Source organism: Pseudomonas sp. BJa3 (genome assembly GCF_026343815.1).
Classification (GTDB): domain Bacteria; phylum Pseudomonadota; class Gammaproteobacteria; order Pseudomonadales; family Pseudomonadaceae; genus Aquipseudomonas; species Aquipseudomonas soli.
Genome location: NZ_JAOXMC010000007.1, coordinates 292,672 through 315,207 on the forward strand (window position 1 = coordinate 292,672; position 22,536 = coordinate 315,207).

The 22,536-nt window shown below is 65.5% G+C and carries 19 protein-coding genes; 13 read left to right on the forward strand and 6 right to left on the reverse strand.

Annotated elements, in window-relative coordinates:
* Positions 1-116: 116 nt before the first annotated feature.
* Positions 117-1,403, reverse strand: a complete 1,287-nt coding sequence (locus OH705_RS11245) for a Zn-dependent hydrolase (protein ID WP_267302215.1) — start codon at positions 1,401-1,403, stop codon at positions 117-119.
* Positions 1,404-1,470: 67 nt separating this feature from the next.
* Positions 1,471-2,961, reverse strand: coding sequence for an NCS1 family nucleobase:cation symporter-1 (locus OH705_RS11250; protein ID WP_094010449.1), 1,491 nt, complete (start codon positions 2,959-2,961; stop codon positions 1,471-1,473).
* 613 nt (positions 2,962-3,574) lie between these two features.
* Between OH705_RS11250 and hydA the strand changes: the two genes are divergently transcribed.
* The 3 genes from hydA (at position 3,575) to preA (ending at position 7,820) form a co-directional block, all read left to right on the forward strand.
* Positions 3,575-5,014, forward strand: a complete 1,440-nt coding sequence (hydA, locus tag OH705_RS11255; protein ID WP_038705825.1) for a dihydropyrimidinase — start codon at positions 3,575-3,577, stop codon at positions 5,012-5,014.
* Between the two features lie 163 nt (positions 5,015-5,177).
* Complete coding sequence (locus tag OH705_RS11260; protein WP_267302216.1) at positions 5,178-6,545, forward strand: NAD(P)-dependent oxidoreductase; 1,368 nt, start codon at positions 5,178-5,180, stop codon at positions 6,543-6,545.
* Complete coding sequence (preA, locus tag OH705_RS11265) at positions 6,546-7,820, forward strand: NAD-dependent dihydropyrimidine dehydrogenase subunit PreA (RefSeq protein ID WP_094010446.1); 1,275 nt, start codon at positions 6,546-6,548, stop codon at positions 7,818-7,820.
* Positions 7,821-7,868: 48 nt separating this feature from the next.
* Here the strand turns inward: preA and OH705_RS11270 are convergent, their stop codons facing one another.
* The gene (locus tag OH705_RS11270; protein WP_110604355.1) at positions 7,869-8,777 is read right to left on the reverse strand and encodes a LysR family transcriptional regulator; all 909 of its coding nucleotides are present in this window, start codon (positions 8,775-8,777) and stop codon (positions 7,869-7,871) included.
* Between the two features lie 94 nt (positions 8,778-8,871).
* On the opposite strand from OH705_RS11270, the gene OH705_RS11275 reads away from it, so the two are divergent.
* The 9 genes from OH705_RS11275 to surE all read left to right on the forward strand — a co-directional run bounded on the left by OH705_RS11275 (position 8,872) and on the right by surE (position 19,037).
* Positions 8,872-10,044 (forward strand): MFS transporter, encoded by a 1,173-nt coding sequence (locus tag OH705_RS11275; RefSeq protein WP_267302217.1) that lies wholly within the window; start codon positions 8,872-8,874, stop codon positions 10,042-10,044.
* 49 nt (positions 10,045-10,093) lie between these two features.
* Positions 10,094-10,924, forward strand: coding sequence for a hypothetical protein (locus tag OH705_RS11280; RefSeq protein ID WP_371041626.1), 831 nt, complete (start codon positions 10,094-10,096; stop codon positions 10,922-10,924).
* A gap of 216 nt (positions 10,925-11,140) precedes the next feature.
* Complete coding sequence (locus OH705_RS11285; RefSeq protein WP_267302218.1) at positions 11,141-12,379, forward strand: ATP-grasp domain-containing protein; 1,239 nt, start codon at positions 11,141-11,143, stop codon at positions 12,377-12,379.
* An 85-nt stretch (positions 12,380-12,464) separates the two neighbouring features.
* On the forward strand, positions 12,465-13,508 hold the full coding sequence (locus tag OH705_RS11290) for an AbrB family transcriptional regulator (RefSeq protein ID WP_023630163.1): 1,044 nt from the start codon (positions 12,465-12,467) through the stop codon (positions 13,506-13,508).
* Positions 13,509-13,535: 27 nt separating this feature from the next.
* Positions 13,536-14,549, forward strand: coding sequence for a 4-hydroxy-2-oxovalerate aldolase (gene dmpG / locus OH705_RS11295; protein ID WP_023630164.1), 1,014 nt, complete (start codon positions 13,536-13,538; stop codon positions 14,547-14,549).
* Between the two features lie 15 nt (positions 14,550-14,564).
* Positions 14,565-15,443 carry an acetaldehyde dehydrogenase (acetylating) gene (locus tag OH705_RS11300; protein WP_094010442.1) on the forward strand — a complete coding sequence of 293 codons (879 nt, stop codon included), beginning with the start codon at positions 14,565-14,567 and terminating at the stop codon, positions 15,441-15,443.
* Between the two features lie 24 nt (positions 15,444-15,467).
* Positions 15,468-16,655 carry a pyridoxal phosphate-dependent aminotransferase gene (locus OH705_RS11305; protein WP_267302219.1) on the forward strand — a complete coding sequence of 396 codons (1,188 nt, stop codon included), beginning with the start codon at positions 15,468-15,470 and terminating at the stop codon, positions 16,653-16,655.
* Positions 16,656-16,709: 54 nt separating this feature from the next.
* Positions 16,710-18,227, forward strand: coding sequence for an FAD/NAD(P)-binding protein (locus OH705_RS11310; RefSeq protein WP_023633001.1), 1,518 nt, complete (start codon positions 16,710-16,712; stop codon positions 18,225-18,227).
* Positions 18,228-18,275: 48 nt separating this feature from the next.
* Complete coding sequence (gene surE, locus OH705_RS11315) at positions 18,276-19,037, forward strand: 5'/3'-nucleotidase SurE (RefSeq protein WP_038705831.1); 762 nt, start codon at positions 18,276-18,278, stop codon at positions 19,035-19,037.
* 29 nt (positions 19,038-19,066) lie between these two features.
* On the opposite strand, the gene OH705_RS11320 is transcribed toward surE, so the two are convergent.
* Entirely contained in the window at positions 19,067-19,468 is a 402-nt protein-coding gene (locus OH705_RS11320; RefSeq protein WP_023631690.1) for a DUF4440 domain-containing protein, read from the reverse strand.
* Positions 19,461-20,816: an MFS transporter gene (locus OH705_RS11325; RefSeq protein ID WP_267302220.1), complete on the reverse strand. Its 1,356-nt coding sequence runs from the start codon at positions 20,814-20,816 to the stop codon at positions 19,461-19,463. Before OH705_RS11325 ends, OH705_RS11320 begins: the two co-directional genes overlap by 8 nt.
* A gap of 90 nt (positions 20,817-20,906) precedes the next feature.
* Between OH705_RS11325 and OH705_RS11330 the strand changes: the two genes are divergently transcribed.
* Positions 20,907-21,809 (forward strand): LysR family transcriptional regulator, encoded by a 903-nt coding sequence (locus OH705_RS11330; protein WP_267302221.1) that lies wholly within the window; start codon positions 20,907-20,909, stop codon positions 21,807-21,809.
* Positions 21,810-21,818: 9 nt separating this feature from the next.
* Here the strand turns inward: OH705_RS11330 and OH705_RS11335 are convergent, their stop codons facing one another.
* Entirely contained in the window at positions 21,819-22,439 is a 621-nt protein-coding gene (locus OH705_RS11335; protein ID WP_023631488.1) for a TetR/AcrR family transcriptional regulator, read from the reverse strand.
* Positions 22,440-22,536 lie beyond the last annotated feature (97 nt).

Here is a 22,536-nt window from a genome sequence, read left to right on the forward strand (position 1 = left end):
TGGCATGATTCACCGTGGGGCAAGCCTTGTCGTGGCGCTGCGTGGCAGCGGCGCACGGCCGCTCCCACGCAGATGATGCTGAACGCTAGCGGCCGCGCGCAGTTCCGCGATCGTCGCTACGCTGCCAACCGCCCGCCGGCAATCGCCTCCGAAGCCGCCAGCATCGCCCGCAGCAGCACCGCGCAGCCGGCCGCGAGGTCCTCGGGGGCGGCGTTCTCGATTTCGTTGTGACTGATCCCGCCCTCGCACGGCACGAAGATCATCCCGGCCGGGCCCAGTTCCGCGAGGAAGATTGCGTCGTGCCCGGCGCCGCTGACTATGTCCATGTGCGCCAAGCCCAGGTTGCGCGCCGAATCACGCACCGCCTCGACGCAGCCTTTGTCGAAGTACAGGGCCGGGAAGTCGGCGGTGGGCACCAGGTCGTATTCCAGCCCATGCTTGGCCGTGGTGGCCTCGATCACCTGGCGCACCTCGGCGATCATCGACTCCAGTCGCTGGCCTTCCAGGTGACGGAAGTCCAGGGTCATGCGCACTTCGCCGGGGATCACGTTGCGCGAGCCGGGGTAGGCCTGCAGGCAACCGACGGTGCCGCAGGCATGGGGCTGGTGGGCGAGGGCGCTGCTGTTGACCGCCTCGACCACGGCGGCGGCACCGACCAGGGCGTCCTTGCGTAGGTGCATCGGGGTGGGGCCGGCGTGGGCCTCGACGCCGCGCAGGGTCAGGTCGAACCACTTCTGGCCGAGGGCGCCGAGCACCACGCCGATGGTCTTGTGCTGGTCTTCGAGGATCGGGCCCTGTTCGATATGCGCCTCGAAGTAGGCGCCGACCGGGTGGCCGGACACGGCGCGGCTGCCGGCGTAGCCGATGGCGTTCAATGCCTCGCCGACGCTCACGCCCTGGGCGTCGCGCTTGGCCAGGGTCTGCTCGAGGGTGAACTTGTTGGCGAACACCCCCGAACCCATCATGCACGGGGCGAAGCGCGAGCCTTCCTCGTTGGTCCACACCACCACCTCCAGCGGCGCTTCGGTTTCCACGCCGAGATCATTGAGGGTGCGGATCACCTCCAGCCCGGCCATCACGCCGAAGCAGCCGTCGAACTTGCCGCCGGTGGGCTGGGTGTCGATATGGCTGCCGGTCATCACTGGCGGCAGCTTGGCGTTGCGCCCGGGGCGGCGGGCGAAGATGTTGCCGACCGCGTCGATGCTCACCGTGCAACCGGCTGCTTCGCACCACTGCACGAACAAGTCGCGGGCCTGGCGATCAAGATCGGTCAGCGCCAGGCGGCATACGCCGCCCTTGGGCGTGGCGCCGAGGCGGGCCAGCTCCATCAGCGATTGCCACAGGCGGTTACTGTCGATGTGGCGTTGGCTGGATTGCACGATTTCCTTGGCGGGGGTGGTCATGGGGTGTCTCCTCAGGCTGTTATTTTTACCATCACGTGGGAGCGGGCTTGCCCCGCAATGCGGCGCATCAGGGCAGCGGCTTGGCCAGCCGCGCCGGGCCGCGCACCGCGATGCCGCCGAGGGCGTAGTAGAGCCCGCCGCCGAGCAGCGAGCCGGTGAACCAGCCGTAGTCGTAGAACCAGCTGAAACTGCTGTTGCCGATGGCCATCACGGTCAGCGCCACCGGTACGCCGAAGGCGATGAACCCGGCCCAGTTCCACGCCGGATACACGTCGTCGCGGTACAGCCCGGCGAGGTCCAGCTGCTGGCGGCGGACCAGGAAGTAGTCCACCACCATGATCCCGGCGATCGGCCCGAGCAGGCTGGAATAGCCCAGCAGCCAGTTGGAGTACACGCTCTCCAGGCTCAGGTCGGAGACGATCCAGCCGAGCTTCTTGAGCAGCTCGTGGCCCATCAGCGCCAGGCCGATGAAACCGGTCAGCCAGACCGCGCGGCTGCGCCCGATCAGGCGCGGGGCGATGTTCTGGAAGTCGTTGGTGGGCGAGACGATGTTGGCCGCGGTGTTGGTCGACAGCGTCGCGATGATGATCAGCGCCATGGCCAGGGCCACCCAGCCGGGGCTCTGGATATGGCCGATCAGGCTCACCGGGTCGGACACCGTCTGGCCCACCAGCGAGGCGGAGGCGGCGGTCATGATCACGCCCAGGGCGGCGAACAGGAACATGGTCAGCGGCAGGCCGAAGATCTGCCCGAGAATCTGGTCCTTCTGGCTTTTCGCGTAGCGGCTGAAATCGGGGATGTTCAGCGACAGCGTGGCCCAGAAACCGACCATGGCGGTGAGCCCGGCGCAGAAGTAGCTGACCACGCTGGCGCCCTCGGGGCGTTTGGGCGGCTGCGCGAGCAGCTCGCTCATCGACATGTGCGGCAGCGCCCAGAACAACAGGCCGACACCGACCGCCACCAGCAGGGGGGCAGAGAGCGTCTCCAGCCACTTGATCGACTCGGCGCCGCGCAGCACCACCCACAGGTTCAGCGACCAGAACAGCATGAAACCGATCACCTCGCCAGTGCCGCCCAGTGCTTTCCACTCGGGGAACAGCGAACCGAGGAACAGGTGGATGGCCAGCCCGCCGAACATCGTCTGGATGCCGAACCAGCCGCAGGCCACCACGGCGCGGATCAGGCATGGCACGTTGGAGCCGAAAACGCCGAACGAGGCGCGTAGCAGCACCGGGAACGGGATGCCGTACTTGGTGCCGGGGAAGGCGTTGAGGGTCAGCGGGATGAGCACGATGAGGTTGGCCAGCAGGATCGCCAGCAGCGCCTCGCCGACACTCAGGCCGAAGTAGGCGGTGAGCACGCCACCGAGGGTGTAGGTGGGCACGCAGATGGACATGCCCACCCACAACGCGGTGATGTGCCACTTGTTCCAGGTGCGCTGGTGCACCTTGGTCGGGGCGATGTCGTGGTTGTAGCGGGGGCTGTCGAGGACGTCGCTGCCGGCGTCGAGCTCGTACAGGCCATGCTGCTCGACCACATGTGATCTGCTCTGTTGCATGGGGTTCTCCAGGTCTTTTTCTTGTAGTTGTCGCTCATCGGGCTGACGCGATGGCCGGAGTACACACACCACCAGTACTGCACCTCCGGCCCGGCCAGGCGGTTATGGCCTGCGTTTTCAACAAACGTGCCGGGAAAGCCCGCGCCTTCCCGGCGGGCCGCCGCCGACCGGAGGTAACTCACTGACCTGCAAAGGTATTCATAAACACGGCAGGCGAAGCGGGAGCGCCCGCGCATGCCGTCTGTCTGGCCGGTCCATCACCCGCGTGATTCAAACGGGTGCAACCTGGAAAACCACCGGCGCGGCCTGCGCCATCCAGCCAGGAAACAAACACCTGATTTTGCGTAGAAAATCTTGACCAATTTGGCTTCCTGTCAAGTGCGTCAAAATGGTGAGGGGGTGTAACTTTTTGGTGATTTGTTAAATAAACCATTAAAAATCAGTTATTTAGTGTTTTTAATGGTTGCATATATTTTTTCTTGATCAATATCCGATCAGATACTAGCCTCGATTCTTGTCAGGCCTGACAGGATTGATGAACTCACCTCCAGCGCCCGGCCAACACAATTCCAAGAACCGGCCAGAAGACCGGTCAGCCTGCGAGGAAGACGGCATGTCCCTGTTGATCCGTGGCGCCACTGTGGTTACCCATGAAGAGAGCTACCCCGCCGATGTCCTGTGTGCCGATGGCTTGATCCGTGCCATCGGCAAAGACCTCGAAGCCCCCACCGACTGCGAGATCCTCGACGGCAGTGGCCAGTACCTGATGCCTGGCGGCATCGACCCGCACACCCACATGCAGCTGCCGTTCATGGGCACGGTGGCCAGCGAGGACTTCTTCAGCGGCACTGCCGCTGGCCTGGCCGGCGGCACCACCTCGATCATCGACTTCGTCATCCCCAACCCGCAGCAGTCGCTGCTCGAGGCCTTCCACACCTGGCGCGGCTGGGCGCAAAAGAGCGCCAGCGACTACGGCTTCCACGTCGCCATCACCTGGTGGAGCGAACAGGTCGCCGAGGAGATGGGCGAGCTGGTCGCCCAGCATGGGGTGAACAGCTTCAAGCACTTCATGGCCTACAAGAACGCGATCATGGCCGCCGACGACACCCTGGTGGCCAGCTTCGAACGCTGCCTGCAACTGGGCGCGGTGCCCACGGTGCACGCCGAAAACGGCGAGCTGGTCTATCACCTGCAGCAAAAATTGCTCGCCCAGGGCCTGACCGGCCCCGAGGCACACCCGCTGTCGCGTCCGTCCCAGGTCGAAGGGGAGGCCGCCAGCCGCGCCATCCGTATCGCCGAAACCCTGGGCACGCCGCTGTATCTGGTGCATGTCTCCAGCCGCGAGGCGCTGGATGAGATCACCTATGCCCGGGCCAAGGGCCAGCCGGTGTACGGCGAGGTGCTGCCGGGGCATCTGCTACTCGACGACAGCGTTTACCGTGATCCGGACTGGGCCACCGCCGCCGGCTATGTGATGAGCCCGCCATTCCGCCCGCGCGAGCACCAGGACGCGCTGTGGGGTGGCCTGCAGTCGGGCAACCTGCACACCACGGCCACCGATCACTGCTGCTTCTGCGCCGAGCAGAAGGCCATGGGCCGCAATGACTTCAGCCGGATCCCCAACGGCACCGCCGGCATCGAGGACCGCATGGCGGTGCTGTGGGACGCCGGGGTGAACAGCGGGCGCCTGTCGATGCACGAATTCGTCGCGCTGACTTCCACCAACACCGCGAAGATCTTCAATCTGTTCCCGCGCAAGGGCGCGATCCGTGTCGGCGCCGACGCCGATCTGGTGCTGTGGGATCCGCAGGGCAGCCGTACCATCAGCGCCCAGACTCACCACCAGCGGGTCGATTTCAACATCTTCGAAGGCCGCACGGTGCGCGGCATCCCCAGCCACACCATCAGCCAGGGCAAGGTGCTCTGGGCCGATGGCGACCTGCGCGCCGAGCCGGGCGCGGGGCGTTACGTGGAGCGCCCAGCCTATCCGTCGGTGTACGAGGTGCTGGAGCGGCGTGCCGAACGGCAGAAACCGACGCCGGTTCAGCGCTGAAGCAGTTGGGGCTGCTGCGCAGCTCTATCGCCGGCAAGCCGGCGATACGGGCGCAAGGCGCCCCCTGATAACCACACACATGTTCCTGTTGACTGCCATCCCCCCAGAACGGACCGGCGCCTGACCACCGCCGCCTCCAATAAAAACGAGAGAGGCTACAACCGTGATCGATGCCCTGAACCACTTGCCGCGCCCCCGCGCCGGCGCCGACCAGCTGGCCGAGGCCTTCAGCGACCTCGCGCCCCCACTCACCGCCCGTCAGGCCGCAGTCGAGAGTGCACGCTGCCTGTACTGCTACGACGCGCCGTGCGTCAATGCGTGCCCCAGCGAGATCGACATCCCTTCGTTCATCCACCGTATCAGCGACGAGAACCTGCAAGGCGCCGCCGAGCGCATTCTCTCGGCCAACATCCTCGGCGGCAGCTGTGCCCGGGTTTGCCCCACCGAGATCCTTTGCCAGCAAGCCTGCGTGCGCAACAACGCCCAGGAGTGCGCTCCGGTGCTGATCGGCCAATTGCAGCGCTACGCCCTGGATCATGCCGACTTCACCGAGCATCCGTTCCAGCGTTCGCCGGCCAGCGGCAAGCGCATCGCCGTGGTCGGCGCCGGCCCCGCCGGGTTGTCCTGCGCGCACCGGCTGGCGATGCACGGCCACGACGTGATGATCTTCGAGGCGCGGGAAAAGGCCGGCGGTCTCAACGAATACGGTATCGCCCGCTACAAGCTGGTGGACGACTACGCCCAGCGTGAAGTGGAGTTCCTGCTGGGCATTGGCGGAATCGAGATCCGCCATGGCCAGCGCCTGGGCGGCAACCTGTCGTTGGCCGAGCTGCATGGCCAGTACGACGCGGTGTTCCTCGGCCTGGGCCTGGGGGCCGTGCGCCAGCTGGGCCTGGCGGACGAAGACGCGCCGGGCCTGCTTGCCGCCACCGACTATATCCGTGAATTGCGCCAGGCTGACGACCTCGCCCAGCTGCCGCTGGCCGACCGCTGCCTGGTGCTCGGCGCTGGCAACACCGCCATCGACATGGCCGTGCAGATGAGCCGCCTGGGCGCCCGCGACGTCAACCTGGTGTATCGCCGCGGCGAAGCCGACATGGGCGCCACCGGCCATGAGCAGGAAATTGCCAAGCACAACCAGGTACGCCTGCACACCTGGGCCCGGCCCGATGCCGTGCTGCTGGATGATGCCGGGCGCGTGCGCGGCATGCGCTTTGCGCGCACGCAATTGATCGACGGACGCCTGGGCGATACCGGCGAAACCTTCGAGCTGGCTGCCGACGCGATCTTCAAGGCCATCGGCCAGCGCTTCGATGAGCAAGGCCTCGGCGATCCGCTGGCGGCGCAACTGGCCCGCGACGGCGAGCGCATCCAGGTGGACGCGCACATGCGCACCTCCATCCCCGGCATCTACGCCGGCGGCGACTGCACCGCCCTGGGCCAGGACCTCACCGTCCAGGCGGTGCAACATGGCAAGCTGGCCGCCGAAGCCATCCATGCCCAACTCATGCTCAATGTGGAGGCTGCGTAAATGGCCGACCTGTCCATCGTATTCGCCGGCATCAAGGCACCCAATCCATTCTGGTTGGCCTCCGCACCACCCACTGACAAGGCCTACAACGTGGTCCGCGCCTTCGAGGCCGGCTGGGGTGGTGTGGTATGGAAGACCCTGGGCGAGGACCCGGCGGCGGTCAACGTGTCGTCGCGCTACTCGGCGCACTACGGCGCCAACCGCCAGGTGCAGGGCATCAATAACATCGAGCTGATCACCGACCGTTCGCTGGAGATCAACCTGCGCGAGATCACCCAGGTGAAGAAGGACTGGCCCGATCGTGCGCTGATCGTGTCGCTGATGGTGCCGTGCGTCGAAGAATCCTGGAAGTTCATCCTGCCGCTGGTGGAAGCCACCGGCGCCGACGGCATCGAACTTAACTTCGGCTGCCCCCACGGCATGCCCGAGCGCGGCATGGGCGCCGCCGTCGGCCAGGTGCCCGAGTATGTGGAAATGGTCACCCGCTGGTGCAAGACCCATTGCACGCTGCCGGTGATCGTCAAGCTCACCCCCAATATCACCGACATCCGCCAGTCGGCGCGCGCTGCCCACCGGGGCGGGGCGGACGCGGTGTCGTTGATCAACACCATCAACTCGATCACCAGTGTCGACCTGGACCGCATGGTTGCCCACCCCATCGTCGGCGACCAGAGCACCCACGGCGGCTACTGCGGCTCGGCGGTCAAGCCGATCGCCCTGAACATGGTCGCCGAGATTGCCCGCGACCCTGAGACCCGCGGACTGCCGATCTGCGGCATCGGCGGTATCGGCACCTGGCGTGACGCCGCCGAGTTCATTGCCCTGGGCAGCGGCGCGGTGCAGGTCTGCACCGCAGCGATGCTGCATGGCTTTCGCATCGTCGAAGACATGCAGGACGGCCTGGCGCGCTGGATGGACCAGCATGGCCACCGGAGCCTCGAGGCGTTTCGTGGCCAGGCCGTGGGGCATACCACCGACTGGAAGTACCTGGATATCAACTACAAGTCGGTGGCGCATATCGACCAGGACGCCTGCATTGGCTGCGGGCGCTGCCACATCGCCTGCGAGGACACCTCGCACCAGGCCATCGCCAGCACCCTGAAGGCCGACGGCACCCACGCCTACAGTGTGATCGAGGCCGAGTGCGTGGGCTGCAACCTGTGCCAGATCACCTGCCCGGTGCAAGGTTGCATCGACATGCAGGCGCAGGACACCGGCAAGCCGTACATGAACTGGACGCAGGATCCGCGCAACCCCTATCGCGAGGCGGGTTGAGGTCGCTGGGACGCCGACCTCACGCAGGTCTCTCGTGGGAGATTTGGTCTAACCACTCTGACCACTGCGCAAGGTCTGCTCGATCACCTCGACGAACGCCCGCACCAGCGGACTGCGCTCGTGCCTGCGCGTCAGTACCAGCAGCGGCGCGCAGGCGCCGGGCTCGGCCAACGGCAGGTAGGACACGCCACGCCTGACCAAGGACCGGGTGCACTGCGGTACCACCGCGACGCCGCGGCCCGCAGCGACCAGGGCGATGATCGAGGTGATCTGCCGGCCGCTCGGAGCCGGCCGTGGCGTCAGCCCGTGGCGGCGGTACAGGCCGAGGATGATTTCGTTCAAGCCCGAGCCGTAATCCGCGGGGAAGGTGATCAGCGGCAGTTCGCCGAGCTCGGCCAGGTTGACCTGCAACTGCCCGGCGAGGGGGCTGTCGCTGGGAACGGCCGCGACCAGCGGCTCGTTGTCCAGGCAGATGGCCTGGACCTGAGGGTTGTCGCCCGGCGGGTGCATGCGGCTCATACCGATATCCAGGCGGCCTTCGATCAGTTGCGTCCACTGGGTGCTGGAAGCACCTTCCTCCACATTCAACTGCACATCCGGGTACTTCGAGCAGAACGCCTGGATGGTATGGCTGAAGGTGTCCGAGAGGGCGATCGAACTGGCGTAGCCCACCGTCAGTTGGCCGGCCGAGCCCGCCGCCAGCTTGCTGGTGATCACTGTGGTCAGGTCGACCTGCTCGAGCACGCCGCGAGCGTAGGGCAGCAGGTGACGGCCCGCGGTGGTCAGGCTGACATTGCGGGTGCTGCGGTCGAACAGGCGAAACCCAAGCTCAGTCTCCAGTGCCGATATCTGTCGCGTCAGCGGCGGCTGGGCCATGTGCAGGCGCGCAGCCGCACGGCCGAAATGCAATTCCTCGCTCACAACCAGGAAACAGCGCAGTCGGCGCAAATCCATGATGTTCTTCCTTGAGTATCAATCGGTCGGCAATAGGTATTGGATCCAAAATTCGTCCTACCTTATAAACATGTAAAAATTTTTTACGAGTGTTTGCATGCGTTTTTCCGCCGACTTCCCCCGGATTGCCCTATTTCTTGGCGGATGTGCCGCATTTCTAAACCTGTATTCCACCCAAGGCCTGCTTACTGAATTGACCCGTGCCTTTGCGGTCACGCTGCGACAGGCCAGCTGGAGCATCACCGTGACGATCCTGGTCGTGGCCTTGACCGCGCCTTTTGTCGGCTGGCTGACGGCTCGGGGTGAACAGCATCGGGTCATCGCCGGGGCGGCGCTGTTGCTGGCGCTGCCGGCGTTGTTGGCGGCGTGGGCGGGCAGCTTTGGTGAATTCCTGCTGTGGCGTTCGGTGCAGGGGTTGTTCATCCCGATGGTGTTCGCCACCAGCGTGGCCTACATCGGCGCGCGCTGGCAGGGCGGTGCCGTGACCGAAATGACCAGCGTCTATGTTGCCGGCACGATCTTCGGCGGTTTCTGCGGGCGTTTCCTCACCGGCCTGGTCACCGAGCTTGCCGACTGGCGTGTGGGATTGACGGTCCAGGCAGGGCTCAGCCTGACGGTTGCGCTGGGCATCGTGCTGTTGTTGCCGCGCAATCCGCCAGCGGCCCGGCGTGAGCCGCTGGCGCTTGGCGAGCTTGCCAGCAGGCCGCTGCTGGGGGCCTATGCCGTGGGGTTCTGTGTCTTGTTCGCCCAGGTCGCGACTTTCACCTATGTGGGCCTGCACCTGAGCGAGGCCCCGTTCGCCCTGGGCACTGCAGCGCTGGGTGCCATCTACGCAGTGTTCCTGCTGGCGCTTGTGGTGGTGCCGCTGGCCGGACGCCTGAGCAAGGCGCGACCCCATGCCGACCTGGTGCGGGTGGCCGGATACCTGGGCATCGCCGGCTCGGCCCTGACCCTTTCCCCGTCGCTATGGTTGATCGTGCTGGGCCTGGCGCTCAGCTCCACCGGCGTGTTTCTCGCCCAGGCCGCTGCCAATGCCTTCATCACCGCCCAGGCACCACGGCAGAAATCCGCCGCGGTCGGTCTGTACCTGAGCTGCTACTACCTGGGTGGCAGCTTCGGCGCCTTCGTGCCCGGCGGGCTGTGGGAACGCTGGGGCTGGGGCGGCTGCGTCGCCCTGATCGTGGTGTTCCAGCTGCTGCCGCTGCTGATCGCGCGGGGCAGCTGGCGGGTGGCGCCGGTCCGCGGGCCGGCGGTCCAGCCATTGCAATGAATCGTTTCCTCAACGCGCTACATCATCATCAAACAAGGAAAAGAGTGAGATGACCGTGAGTAACTTGCCGACCGTGCACAGCCAGTTGCTGAGTGTGATTGAACCGGTGTTGCAGGAGATGCCTGCCGGCGTGCTGAAACAGGCGCTATGGGATGAGTTCCGCAACCAGGAGGCCGCGCTGGTCGACATCGAGGAGGCGTTCCAGGTGCTGACTTCGCGCCGCCATGGCGCTGCGGCGTTACGCAAGTTCTTCGCCAGCTGGTCGAAGACCAACAACTCGGCCGCCAGCGTCTCCGGCCTGGCCAATCGCTTGACCCTGCTGGCGCGTTCCGAGCAGGGCAGCGCCGCCGCGCAGCAGATCTACCAGGTGTGCGGCAGCCTGCAGCGAATCACCGACGAGGACCTGGGGGCGCTGGGCAACATCTTGCATGCCGACCTGTTCTACAACATGGCCACGCCACTGTGTGGCGACGACCAGTGGCTGCTCAAGGAAAACTGCCTGCCGTCGGCGCAGGCGTTCAAGGACTGGACCGATACCCGCCGTCTGCGTGACCGTGACCTGCTCCAGGGCCTGCTGACCACGCTGGTGCATGAGGTCTACACCCACGGTGAGGTGGAGTACATCCATCCGTTGTACACCCGCTGGTTCGAGCGCGACATGGGGATCCCGCCCGAGCAGGTGCGCAAGACCGTGGCGTGGGTCACCGTGCACACCGGGGGTACCGAGAGCAATCATTTCGCCCACGCGGTCGAGGCGGTCGAGGCATTCGTCAAGGCCATGGGTATCGCCGTGGACAGGGCTACGGCCCGTGAAGTCTTTGCCCAATACCTGCAGCGCAAGGCCGAGGTGATGCGCGACTGCGCCGCCTGCCTGATCTGACCGGCTGAGTCCCGCCTGAAAGACGCCTGCCATGTTCCCCGACATGGCAGCGCTTTCGCACGCCTTGCAAACCACCTGCATGGGCTAGGTGGGGAGTATCAATAACGACTGAATCGGTATTGGCATCGGCCGCCGACTCCTCAGCAGAATCAGTGGTGAGCCTGGCCCTGGTGCCTGGTCACTTTCTGACTTATGCAAGCACGCAAGGAACGCCTCATGCAGCTGATCGTCTTCTGCCCACCCAAGATCATTCTCCAGCACAGCGCGCAAAGCTGGGCCGACGCCCTAGGGCCGGGAGGCATGCTGCTGAGCTGCAACTCCCGCGCCCAGGAAATCACCGCGCATCTTGGCGATCAAGTGGTGTACCGGTTGTTCGACTATTTCAACGACAACGCGCTGGTCGAGGTGGATGTCCATGACATGGCCCGCGAGATGCGCGATCCGTTGTGCGTGGCACTGGCCGAGATCGATGTGCTGCGGGTGGCGCGCATCAACGACCGGCTGGGTGTCAGCCAGGGCGCCGAGGGGCGCGCTATGTTCTATCGCGACAAGTTCTTCATGAAGCAGAGGGCCCGCGACCGTGGTTTCGCCGTCGCCGACATGGCGCCGCTGACCCATGCCACCGCAGCGATCCAGTTCAGTGAGCAGCACGGCTTCCCGGTGGTGGTCAAACCGCGCGATGGTCGTGGCTCGAACGGCGTGGAAGTACTCAGGGACATGTCGCAGCTTCGCCAGTGGCTGGCTGCGCGTGGCGCCACCACCTTCCACAACCTGATGATCGAGCGCTATGTGCGGGGCAGCCACTACATCGTCAACGGCCTTTACATCGACGGCAAGCCGATCCTTGTGTCGCCTGTGCGGGTGATGACCTCGGCGCTGGACTTCCTCGGCGGCAAGGCCCACGACCTGCACATGCTCGATGCCAGCAATCCGATGCGCGACAAGCTGGTGCGCTATGCCCGTGCGCTGGTCGAGGATGTGCTGCCTTCCGAGCCGACCCTGCTGTTCCACCTTGAGCTGTTCGTCATCGACACGGGCGAGATTGTCCTGTGCGAAATCGCCTCGAGGCTGGGCGGGGTGTTCTTCAACCAGGAGATCAGCCATGCCTGGGGCCTGGACCCGCGCATGACCTTCCTGCGCGCGCTGCGCGATCCCGCGTATCGTCCGGCGTCCATGATCGAACCGCGGCAGATGGTCGGGCACATCAGCATTCCACCGCGAGTCGGCCTGTTGCGCGAGGTGCCGAGCGACTGCCCGCTCGACGGCGTGCTGGAGTACCGCATATCGGCGAGCAGGATGACCGCCTACCGGTCGATGGAGTTCACCAACTCGGAAATCCTCAATGCCATCGTCGCCGGGCGCAACGAGCGTGAGCTGCAACTGCGGCTTGGCGAAGTCGAGCGCTGGTTCCACGAAAGCTGCGACTGGGCGGGCAACGAAGCGGCCGCCGTCTAGCCGCCTGACTGTCCTGTTCCTCAATCACTTTTGCTGACCGTGCCGCCAGTCGGGACGGTCATGCCTGCAGACAGGTGACGATGCCATGAAACCTTTGATCGAGAGCCTCATCCCCATTCCGGTCGCGGCCCTGGGGGCCTGGCTGGGATTTCTCAGCGGACTGCCGCTCGGTGAACTGATCGGCGCCATCTGCGCGGTCACGGCGCTGAGCAAGTGGGGCGTGCGCATGCGCATGCCATTCCCGTTCGTGGCCACCGTGCAGTTGCTGTTGGGGATCAGTGTCGGCTCCACGGTCACCGCCTCGATGATGCACGAGCTCACTGACTTCAGCATTCTGCTCGGGCTGCTGGTGTGCATGACCACACAGATCCTGGTGGGCTACAACTGGCTGCGCCGCATGGAGAAGTGGGGCCATATCGAAAGCCTGCTCAGTGCCATTCCCGGCGCCATGGCGGCGGTGATGACGGTGTCGGGGGAGGAGGGGCCGGCCTCTGGCCGAATCGCCTTCGTGCATATCGTCCGATTGTTGGCGCTGTTGCTGGTGGTGACGCTGATCGCAGGCGGGCATGGCGACAGTGCGGTGCCGGCCACCGGCACCCTGGGCGACTACCTGCGGATCGTCCCGGTGGCGCTGGTCGCGGTCGCCGCCGGCTATCTGCTGGAGCGCTTCGATGTGCCCGCGCCGTACATGCTTACCGGCCTGGTCTGTGCGGCCGCCGTCAACATCGGCATGCCGTCGGTCAACCTGCACGTGCCCGACCCGGTGGCGATGGTGGCGTTGATCCTGCTGGGTGGCTTGATCGGTATCCGCCTGCGCGACATCACCTTGGGAGACGTACTGCGATACGTGCGTGCTGGCCTGGTGGTGACCACGCTGACGTTTTGCACCACCTTGCTGGTGGCCGCGCTCGCCGCCCAGCTCACCGGCAAACCTTTCCTGGCGCTGTTCATGTCCTGGGTGCCGGGCGGTGTCGAGGTGATGACCGCGGCCGCCCTGTTGCTCAAGCTCGATCCTGCCTTCGTCATGCTCAACCACGTGGTGCGCATGTCGATCATTCATATCTCTCCGGCGTTCCTGCCCAAGCGGTTGCTCCAGCCCGAACCGGTTACCGATGCACCGCGCAACTGAACCTTCGATCACAAGGACCTGATCTCGATGACCGCTGCAATCGCCATTCATGATCCGACCCTGCGCGACGGCAACCATGCCGTCTCCCATTCGTTGAGCCTGGAAGATATCGCCGCCTATTGCCGTGCAGTCGACGGCTGCGGCCTGAGCGTGGTCGAGGTCGGCCACGGCAATGGCCTGGGAGCATCGTCCCTGCAGTTGGGGCTGGCCCGCCACGCCGACACCGAGATGCTCGAGACCGCGCGCGCCAACCTCAGTCGCACGCGCCTGGGCATCCACATGATTCCAGGCTTCGCCAGGCTGGACGATATCGATACCGCGCTGCGGATCGGTGTCGAGGTGTTGCGCATCGCCTCCCATTGCACCGAGGCGAGCGTGACCGAAAGCTATATCGAGCATGCGCGCGCCAACGGCGCGTATGTGCATGGCGTACTGATGATGTGCCACATGGCCAGCCCCGAGCGGTTGCTCGAGGAGGCGACGAAACAACAGGGCTATGGTGCCAACGCCATCGTGCTGATGGATTCGGCTGGCCACCTCGATCCGGACAGCACCCGTGAGCGGATTGCCTTGCTCAGCAGCGAACTGTCGATTCCGGTGGGCTTCCATGGCCACAACAACCTGGGCCTGGCCATCGCCAACTCGCTGGCCGCGGTCCAGGCCGGGGCGACGATCGTCGACGGCTGCATGCGCGGCTTCGGTGCCGGTGCCGGCAACACCCAGCTGGAGACCCTGTGCGCGGTGCTTGAGCGTTACCGCTTCGCCACCGGCGTGGACATTTTCGCCCTGTGCCGCGCCATCGAGCAGTTGGAGAGCATCGCCCCGGTCAGCACGCCCACGGTCGTCAAGACCGCCAACCTGATCAGTGGCCTGTACGGCGTGTGCAGTGGTTTCGAAAAACATGTCGCGCGCGCCGCCAGCGAGTTCGGCGTCGAACCACGGCGAATCTACGAAGCCCTGGCCCAGTGCAATGCGGTGGCTGGCCAGGAAGACCTGATCATCTCGGTGGCCAGCCGCCTTTCGCAACCTTCCGTTGCCTGACTCTGGAGTGCGTTCATGTCCCTGAAAACCGCCATCATCGGCAGCGGCAACATTGGCTGCGACATCCTGTGCAAGGTCCTGGCCCATCCGGACCTGGACTGCACGCTGGTCGCCGGACGCTCCCCACACTCAGCGGGCCTTGCCTTCGCTCGTGAGCGCGGGGTCGCCATCACCGCCGACGGTATCGAAGGTCTGTTCGCCCGAATCGGCGAGTTCGACCTGGTGTTCGACGCCACCTCGGCCGCCGACCATGAGCGCCATGCGCCGCGCCTGATCGAGGCCGGCAAGGTGATCATCAACCTCACCCCGGCAGCCCTGGGTCAACTGTGCGTGCCTTCGCTCAACGGCCTGGAGCTGACCGGAGCGAGCAACGTCAACATGATCACCTGTGGTGGCCAGGCCTCGATCCCGCTGGCAGCCGCCATCGCCCGGGCCAACCCGGGGGTGCGCTACATCGAGGTGGTGTCGTCGATCAGCGCCGAAAGCGCAGGCCCCGCCACCCGCCGCAACCTGAGCAACTACATCACCACCACCGAGCAGGCGCTGCGTCGCTTCACCGGCTGCACTCAGGTCAAGGCGATCCTTAACATCAACCCGGCCAAGCCCAATGTCTACATGCAGACGGCGGTCTCGGCACTGATCGCCCAAGTCGACCTGGCCGCCACCCGACGCGAGGTGGAGCGGGCCGTGGCGCTGGTGCGCGAGGCCGTTCCGGGCTACGAGGTGATCGTCGACCTGCACTACAGCGAAGGCCGCCTGTTCACCATGGTGCGGGTCGAGGGGGCGGGGGACTACCTTGATCCGAGTGCCGGCAATCTCGACATCATCACCGCGACGGCCACCCACATGGCTGCGCTCATGGCGCGTGGTCGCTCTGCCGTGCGCGCCGCTTGAAACGGAATTTCTGGAGAATCCTGCATGCCTTCGCTTTCACCAGATCTGGAATTCGCTCGATTCTGTCCGATCCTCGGGGTGGCGCAGAAGGTCAGTGAAGCGCCACAACCGGTCATCGACCTTGGGGTCGGCGTACCTGGCTTTTTGCCGGCGCCCCATATCGTCGAGGCGGCGGTGCGGGCGGCCCACGAGGACACCGGTGGCTATGGCGCCAGTCGTGGCGACCCGGCGTTGCTCAAGGCTTACCTTGGCTACCTGCGTCGCCTTGGCCATACGCATTTCGACGAGCGCAACCTGGTCGCGGGCCTCGGCGCCAAGCACCTGTTGTTCAGCGTGCTGCGGGCGATCATCCGACCGGGGGACAAACTGCTGGTCTCGACCCCGTGCTGGCCAACCTATTTCGATATCGCCGAACTGGTCGGGGCGGATGTCGTCGATGTGCGCTGCACCGCGCACAGCGGCTACAAGATGTCCCCCCAGGCGCTGGAACAGGCCCTCGACGAACAGGTGCGGGTGGTGCTGCTCAATTCCCCCGGGAACCCTACGGGCGCTGTGTATTCGGCCGAGGAGCTCCAGGGGCTGGCACAAGTCCTGCGCAAACATGACGTCTGGATCATTTGCGATGACGTCTACCAGCGCTTCGTCTATGACATGGACAGCTGTCCCGACCTGCTGACGGTGGCGCCGGATCTTGCCGGGCGCATCATCAAGATCGACAGTGTTTCCAAGCTCTACGGCATGCCGGGGTGGCGGGTCGGCTTGCTGGCGGCGGATCGACGCATCGCCGATGCGGTCACCACGCTGAATTCCAACTCGATCTCCAACCTGCCGGCCCCCGCTGCTGCGGCGGCGACAGCGGCACTGGAGGGGGACCAGGCTTTCTCCATTGCCGCCCGGCGGCGTCTGGCCGGGCAGCGTGAGGCCTTGCTCGAAGTGTTGCGCGGTGCGCCGTTGCTGCGCTTCTGCGAGCCTGCCGGAGCGTTCTACCTGTTTCTCGACATCGGCCAGGCGCTGGGCCGGTCGTTCCGCGGCCAGGTGATCGGTGATGACGAGTCGTTCTGCGACGTGCTGCTCAAGGAGTTCGGCGTTGCCCTGATCCCTGGCAGTTTCTTCGGCGCGGCGGGGCATGCCCGGCTGTCGTATTCCGGCGACGTCGGAAAAGTCCTGGCCGGTGCCGAGCGCATCAAGACTTTCCTGGGCGAGTTCGCCTGAGGCTGGAACGCAATCCGTGGACAGGGAAGCAATACTGGAGAGGGACGCAAGTTGATGAAAAACGCCTTTGCAATCGTCGGCTGCGGTGCGACGGCCATCGCCTTCCTGCAGCGCCATCTGGATCGAGTTGCTGCCGGCAGCGCGCCGGCCGGCGTCATCCACCTGTTCGAGAAACGGGATGACTTCGGGCGCGGCGCGGCTTACGAGGCCGACCTGGAGAGCAACCTGCTCAACACCAGGACCGGTCTCATCACGCCATACCCGCATCTGCCAGGGCATTTCCTGCAGTGGTTGCAGCAGAGCCCGCAGGCCTGGCGCCGCGCGTACCCCGATTTCCGCCCCGAGGCGGACGGGTTCGCGCCTCGGGCGCTGTTCGGTATCTATCTGCAGCATCAGCTCAAGCAGATCGTATTGCGTGGCGCGACCCTGGGCTGCCAGCTGGTGCAGTTGCAGGCAGAGGTCTGCGCGATCGACCTGATCGATGGCGTGGAAACCCTGCGCACCCGTTGCGGCCTCAGCTTGCCGACCGGCAAGGTCGTGCTGTGCTGTGGCCCGCTGGGCAAAAAGCCAGAATTGTCCGGTGATCCACGGGTGCTGGACACGCCGTATCCAGTTTCCCGTCTGCTGCGCGTGGTGGCGCCCCACGAGCGGGTGGCGGTGGTCGGCGCGCGACTGAGCGCCATCGACACCGTCATCGCGTTGATCGAACGGGGGCATAGAGGCCCCATCCGCATGCATTCGCGCAGTGGTTACTTTCCCGTGGTGCGGGGCACCCAGGAGCCGGTCACGCTGCGCTACCTGACCCGTGAAGGCGTCCATGCGCTGGTGGCACAGAACGGCCGTTTGCAGATCAGCGACCTGGTCGGCCTGTTCCGCAAGGAGCTGGCTTTCCAGGACCCGGGCAAGGCCAGCGCGGTCATCCCCATGCCCGCGCCGCCGGCCGACATCGCCTCTTTCATCGAAGGGGAACTCGAAAACGCCCGCTCACCGCGTATCTGGCAGGCAATCCTCTATGCCACCAACGAATTCGTCGAGGACATCTGGCAGGCACTGGATGATGCCGCGCAGGCGCGCTTCCTGCGCGAGTACTTCAGCTTCTTCATGGCCTATCGGGTTTCCATCCCGGCGCAGAATGCGCGCAAGATCCTCAGCTATCTGCGCAGTGGCCAGCTGGAGTTCGTCACCGGTCCGTTCGCCGCGCCGCAGCCGGGCGGCGACGGGCTGGTCCTGCAGGGCAGCGGCTGGCGCCATGTCTATGACCGGCTGATTCATGCAATCGGTTCCCCGCGCGACGTCGACCTGCTGGACTCGCCGTTGCTGGCTGCCTTGCTGGAAAATGGCACGGTCACCCGCCATCCACAGGGGGGGATCTGCATCGACCCGACGAGCTATCGCGTGCAGGGCCGTACCGGCAGCTCCCGGCAGATCCATGCGGTGGGCGAACTGACAGTGGGCCAGTTCTTCTTCACCTCCGCGCTGGAGATCAATGGCCGCCACGCCGCCAGCTGTGCCGATGGGCTCGAGTGGAAGCAGGGCGTGCGCGCGGTCGGACGGGTGGAGGAGCATGTCTGAGCTATCGTTGCCGGGGCAACTTTGACCGGCAACTTCACAGGATTAACCATGACCTACCGATTCGAACGCATTCTGCTGACCAACGACGATGGCATCGACGCGCCCGGCCTGGCCGTGCTGGAACAGGTGGCGGCACGGCTGGCCAGGGAGGTGTGGGTGGTGGCTCCCCACCGCGACCAGAGCGGCACCTCCCACTCGCTGAGCCTGCACGCGCCGCTGCGAGTGAGCAGTCATGGCGAGCGGCGCTTCGCCGTCACCGGCACGCCGGGCGACTGCGTGGCGCTGGCGCTGGGGCACCTGCTCAAGGGCGCCAGGCCCGACCTGGTGTTGTCCGGAATCAACCGTGGGGCGAACCTGGGCACTGAAACCGTGTTCTCCGGAACGGTCGGCGCGGCGATGACCGGGTTGCTGCTGGGCGTGCGCTCGATCGCCCTGAGCCAGGCCTACAGCGACCGCGAAGCGGTGCCTTGGAACATCGGCCTGAACCTGGCGCCCGAGGTGATTCTCGGTGTGCTGGACATGCCATGGCCGGCCGATGCCTGTCTCAACGTCAACTTCCCTGACTGTGCCCTGGAGGCCGTCCGGCCGTTGAGGGTGACGCGCCAGGGGTGCGGACCGTTGAACAGCATATCGGTGCGTACCGAGGTCGACCCGCGGCACTTCGAGTACCACTGGCTGCAGCTCAACAATCACCGCACCGAGGATGAATCCGGCAGCGAAATGGCGGAACTGGCGCGTGGCCATGTCACGGTGACGCCGTTGCAGTTCGAGCGCACGCATGGCGCTGTGGAGCAGTCCTTGTCTGGATGATTGACGAGGGGGCGCAGGCGCGCAAACGCCTAGGCAGTCGCGGTTTCATGCAAGCAGCGCCACACCACGCCGCGATTGCTGCACTCCAACAGTGCCAGTGAGTAGCGAGCCTGAACCATCCCCTGCAATCGGTGGATTTCCTTGTAGCGCACCGCCACGTTCACCCCAGCTTGCCAGACCACCCGCACCTCGCTGATCTCGATCTCCAGGCCCGGTCGTGCGCCGGCCGCGCCCTTGAACAGTTGCTCCACCTGGGCGCGGGTCACCACCGTGCCCGCCGTGCCGACCATGCTGAAATCATCGGCGAATACCGCCATCAGTCCGCCGAGCACGGCCTGTGTCTCGGCCGCTGGGCGAGTGAAGATTCTGTGGATCAGCTCATGGACGTGATGAATGCTGCGCTCGGCGCGGGCAATCGCGTGGTCAGGCATGGCGAGGGTTCTCCGGGGGTAGTGTGTGCAGTGTCATCAGTGGCGCCAGCCCCAGCAGCGCGGCCAGGGTGAAGGTCAGGTGATAGGCGTGCGGCGTGCTCAGGCCCACCAGCAACAGGTTGAAGATCATCAGCAGCAGGGCGGCGCCGACGCTGAAGGCCATCTGTCGATTGAGGTTCCACAGCACGCTGGCCTGCTGCATCCGCTCGCCGCTGAAGTCGAGCAGCGCGGTGGTCTGGGCGGTGTTGGCACCGATGCCGCCGCCGATGCCCATGAGGCCGTAGGCCGCCATCAGTAGGGCGTTGTCCGCCGGCGTCTCGACCATGACCAGCAGGCAGATACCCAGGCTGTGCATGAGCATGCCGAGCAGCAACAGGCGGGCGGCACCGACGCGGTTGTACAGGCGGCCGGCCAGCAACATGGCGGCGAACGCCCCGGCGGCGTAGAGCAGCATGAACAGGCCGGTGGCCTGGGCGCTCAGCTGCAGCACATCCTGCAGATAGAAGATGTTCAACAGGTTGACCCCGGTGAAGACCCCGGGGATCGCATGGTACACCTGCATCGAGACCCGCAGGCGCGGGCTGGCTAGCAGTTTGAGTTCGACGATGCCTGTCGCCGCGCGTTGGTAGTGGGTGCGATACAGCAGGGCGCAGGATACACCCGCCAGCAGGCAGGCGGTGGCCAGCAGGGCGCCATGGCCGGCACCATACAGCGATAGGCCCAGCAGCAGGCAGGCCAGGGCGGCGCTGACCAGCAGCAATCCCTTGAAGTCCGGGCGTGGCGCTGTCGGTCCCGGCGCCTGGTCAAGCCAGGCCCAGGCCAGCGCCGCCGTCAGCAGGGCCAGCGGAATGTTGCTGTGGAAGACCCACGGCCAGCGGCCATGGTCGACGATCAATCCGCCAAGGGTGGGTGACAGCGCCGGCGCCAGCAGCGCAACGGCCATCACCAGGGTGGACACGCGGGCGCGCTCCGGGCCCTGGAAGAGCTCGAAGGTCAGCGCCTGTCCCACGGGGATCAGCAAGCCACCGGCCATGCCCTGGACCAGGCGCCAGGCAATCAATGCAGCAAAGCTCTGCGCTTCGCCGCAGCCCCACACCGCCACGCTGAACGCCAGCATGGCGGCGCTCAACAGCCGCCGCGCGCCCCAGCGATTGGCCAGCCAGGTGCTCACCGGCACGGCCAGGGTCAGCCCGAGCATGTAGGCATTGCCAACCCATGCGCTGCTGGCGTTGCCAATGGCGAACTCGGCGGCGATCCGTGGCAACGCCACGGTCGGCATGAACAGGTTGATGCAGTCGATGAAGAACCCCATCAGGAAGATCGTTGCCACGCGATACCGGTACGTCATTGCCACTCCTTTTCGACGCGCAGAGTAGGTGTCGTGGACTGTCCCTGTCGATGTCGCTACCCTTGAAACTCTGTTTGATGGAAGTGAACAATGCCGCGCACGGCCCTCCACACCCAGCTCAACCGGGTGCAGACGTTTCTGGCGGTGGTCGATTTCGGCTCCTTCACCAAGGCGGCGGACTTTCTCGGCATCAGCAAAGCCATGGCCAGCCAGCACGTCAAGGCGCTGGAGCAGGCTCTGGGGGTGACGCTGCTGGCGCGCAGCACCCGTGCTATCGCCCCGACCGAAACCGGCCAAAGTTTCTATGAAGATTTCAAGGTGATCGTCAGCGATGTCGAGGGCGCCTTCGCCAGTGTGCTGCACCGGCACAACGGCCTATCGGGCAAGCTGCGCATCAGCACCACCGGGGAGTACGGTGAGCGCTTCATCCTGCCGCTGATCCCGCTGTTCGCCGCGCGCTATCCGGCGTTGTCACTCAGCTACGATACCGACTCGTCGCTGAGCGACCTGATTGCCGAACGGCTCGACCTGGTGGTGCGCCTTGGCGCGCTGCCGGATTCGAACCTGCGCAGTCGCCAGCTGGCCGAATACGACATTGTGCTGGTGGCTGCCCCGGCCTTTCTCGCCCGCCATGCCATCGAACGGTCCGAGGAACTGGCGGATACACCCTGGATTGCCAACAGCAACCTGCAGAGCCCGACCGCCTGGACCTTGCACAGCGCACAGGCGGGGAGTGCAAGCGTTGTCGGCCGGGTGGCCTACCAGTCCAATGCGTCCCACGCCATCCGGGCGATGGCTTGCGCCGGCCTGGGCGTGGCCGTGCTGCCGGCCTGGCTGGTCGAGCAGGACCTGGCCGACGGCACCCTGCGGCGGGTACTGCCGGACTACAGTCTGCCGAGGCAGCCGATCAGCGTGGTGTACCCGAACAGCAACCATGTGCCGCGCAAGACCCGGGTGTTCATCGATTTTCTGTGCGAGCACCTGGGGCGCTAAGGGTGCCGCTCAGGGCTCCAGGCCGATGCCGCGCAGGATGACGCCGGTCACCGTCTGCACAGCTTGCTCGAACGCCATGTCCGACAGCGGCTCACCGTCATTGAGCAGGGTCACCTGGAAACCGAAGTCGGCGTAGTGCTGGGTCGCCGCCCAGATCATGTACAGCAGCGCCGATGGTTCCACCGGCAGGATGCGTCCGTCCTCGACCCAGCTGCGGATCTTCGCCTGCTTGAGCTGCGCCCAGGGCACCAGGATCTCGTCCAGGCTGGGGCTCAGCAGCGGGGCGCCGTGGAGAATCTCCTCGGCCCAGATCTTCGAGCCCAGCGGCCGCGAGCGCGAGTGGCCCATCTTGGCGCGGATGTAGCTGGTCAGTACCACCCGCGGGTCGTCGAAGTGCTCGAAGCACAGGGCATCCTGCTTCCAGACATCCAGCAGATCCTGCAGCACGGCGCGGTAGAGGTCGTCCTTGGTGCTGAAGTAGTAGTGCAGGTTGGAGCGCGGCAGTTGCGCCCGTTCGGCGATATCGCCCATGGAGGTGGCGGCGTAGCCCTTGTCGGCGAACACCTGCTCGGCGGCTTGCAGGATCTTTTCGACATTGCGCCGGCGGATTTCGATCTTGTGGTTGGCCATGGGCTGTCCGTGGTGACCTGAACAGGGCAAGGCTAACAGCTTTGGCGGGGCCGCGATAAGGTCAAGGTTGCCGTAAAACGCCGTGGAGCAAGGTGCC

Coding starts and splice junctions, on each gene's coding strand:
- OH705_RS11285 (WP_267302218.1), top strand. CDS start 11,141: ATGCAGCTGATCGTCTTCTGCCCACCCAAGATCATTCTCCAGCACAGC.
- OH705_RS11300 (WP_094010442.1), top strand. CDS start 14,565: ATGTCCCTGAAAACCGCCATCATCGGCAGCGGCAACATTGGCTGCGAC.
- OH705_RS11325 (WP_267302220.1), bottom strand. CDS start 20,816: ATGACGTACCGGTATCGCGTGGCAACGATCTTCCTGATGGGGTTCTTC.
- OH705_RS11275 (WP_267302217.1), top strand. CDS start 8,872: ATGCGTTTTTCCGCCGACTTCCCCCGGATTGCCCTATTTCTTGGCGGA.
- OH705_RS11320 (WP_023631690.1), bottom strand. CDS start 19,468: ATGCCTGACCACGCGATTGCCCGCGCCGAGCGCAGCATTCATCACGTC.
- surE (WP_038705831.1), top strand. CDS start 18,276: ATGACCTACCGATTCGAACGCATTCTGCTGACCAACGACGATGGCATC.
- OH705_RS11335 (WP_023631488.1), bottom strand. CDS start 22,439: ATGGCCAACCACAAGATCGAAATCCGCCGGCGCAATGTCGAAAAGATC.
- OH705_RS11290 (WP_023630163.1), top strand. CDS start 12,465: ATGAAACCTTTGATCGAGAGCCTCATCCCCATTCCGGTCGCGGCCCTG.
- preA (WP_094010446.1), top strand. CDS start 6,546: ATGGCCGACCTGTCCATCGTATTCGCCGGCATCAAGGCACCCAATCCA.
- OH705_RS11280 (WP_371041626.1), top strand. CDS start 10,094: ATGACCGTGAGTAACTTGCCGACCGTGCACAGCCAGTTGCTGAGTGTG.
- OH705_RS11305 (WP_267302219.1), top strand. CDS start 15,468: ATGCCTTCGCTTTCACCAGATCTGGAATTCGCTCGATTCTGTCCGATC.
- hydA (WP_038705825.1), top strand. CDS start 3,575: ATGTCCCTGTTGATCCGTGGCGCCACTGTGGTTACCCATGAAGAGAGC.
- dmpG (WP_023630164.1), top strand. CDS start 13,536: ATGACCGCTGCAATCGCCATTCATGATCCGACCCTGCGCGACGGCAAC.
- OH705_RS11250 (WP_094010449.1), bottom strand. CDS start 2,961: ATGCAACAGAGCAGATCACATGTGGTCGAGCAGCATGGCCTGTACGAG.
- OH705_RS11310 (WP_023633001.1), top strand. CDS start 16,710: ATGAAAAACGCCTTTGCAATCGTCGGCTGCGGTGCGACGGCCATCGCC.
- OH705_RS11330 (WP_267302221.1), top strand. CDS start 20,907: ATGCCGCGCACGGCCCTCCACACCCAGCTCAACCGGGTGCAGACGTTT.
- OH705_RS11245 (WP_267302215.1), bottom strand. CDS start 1,403: ATGACCACCCCCGCCAAGGAAATCGTGCAATCCAGCCAACGCCACATC.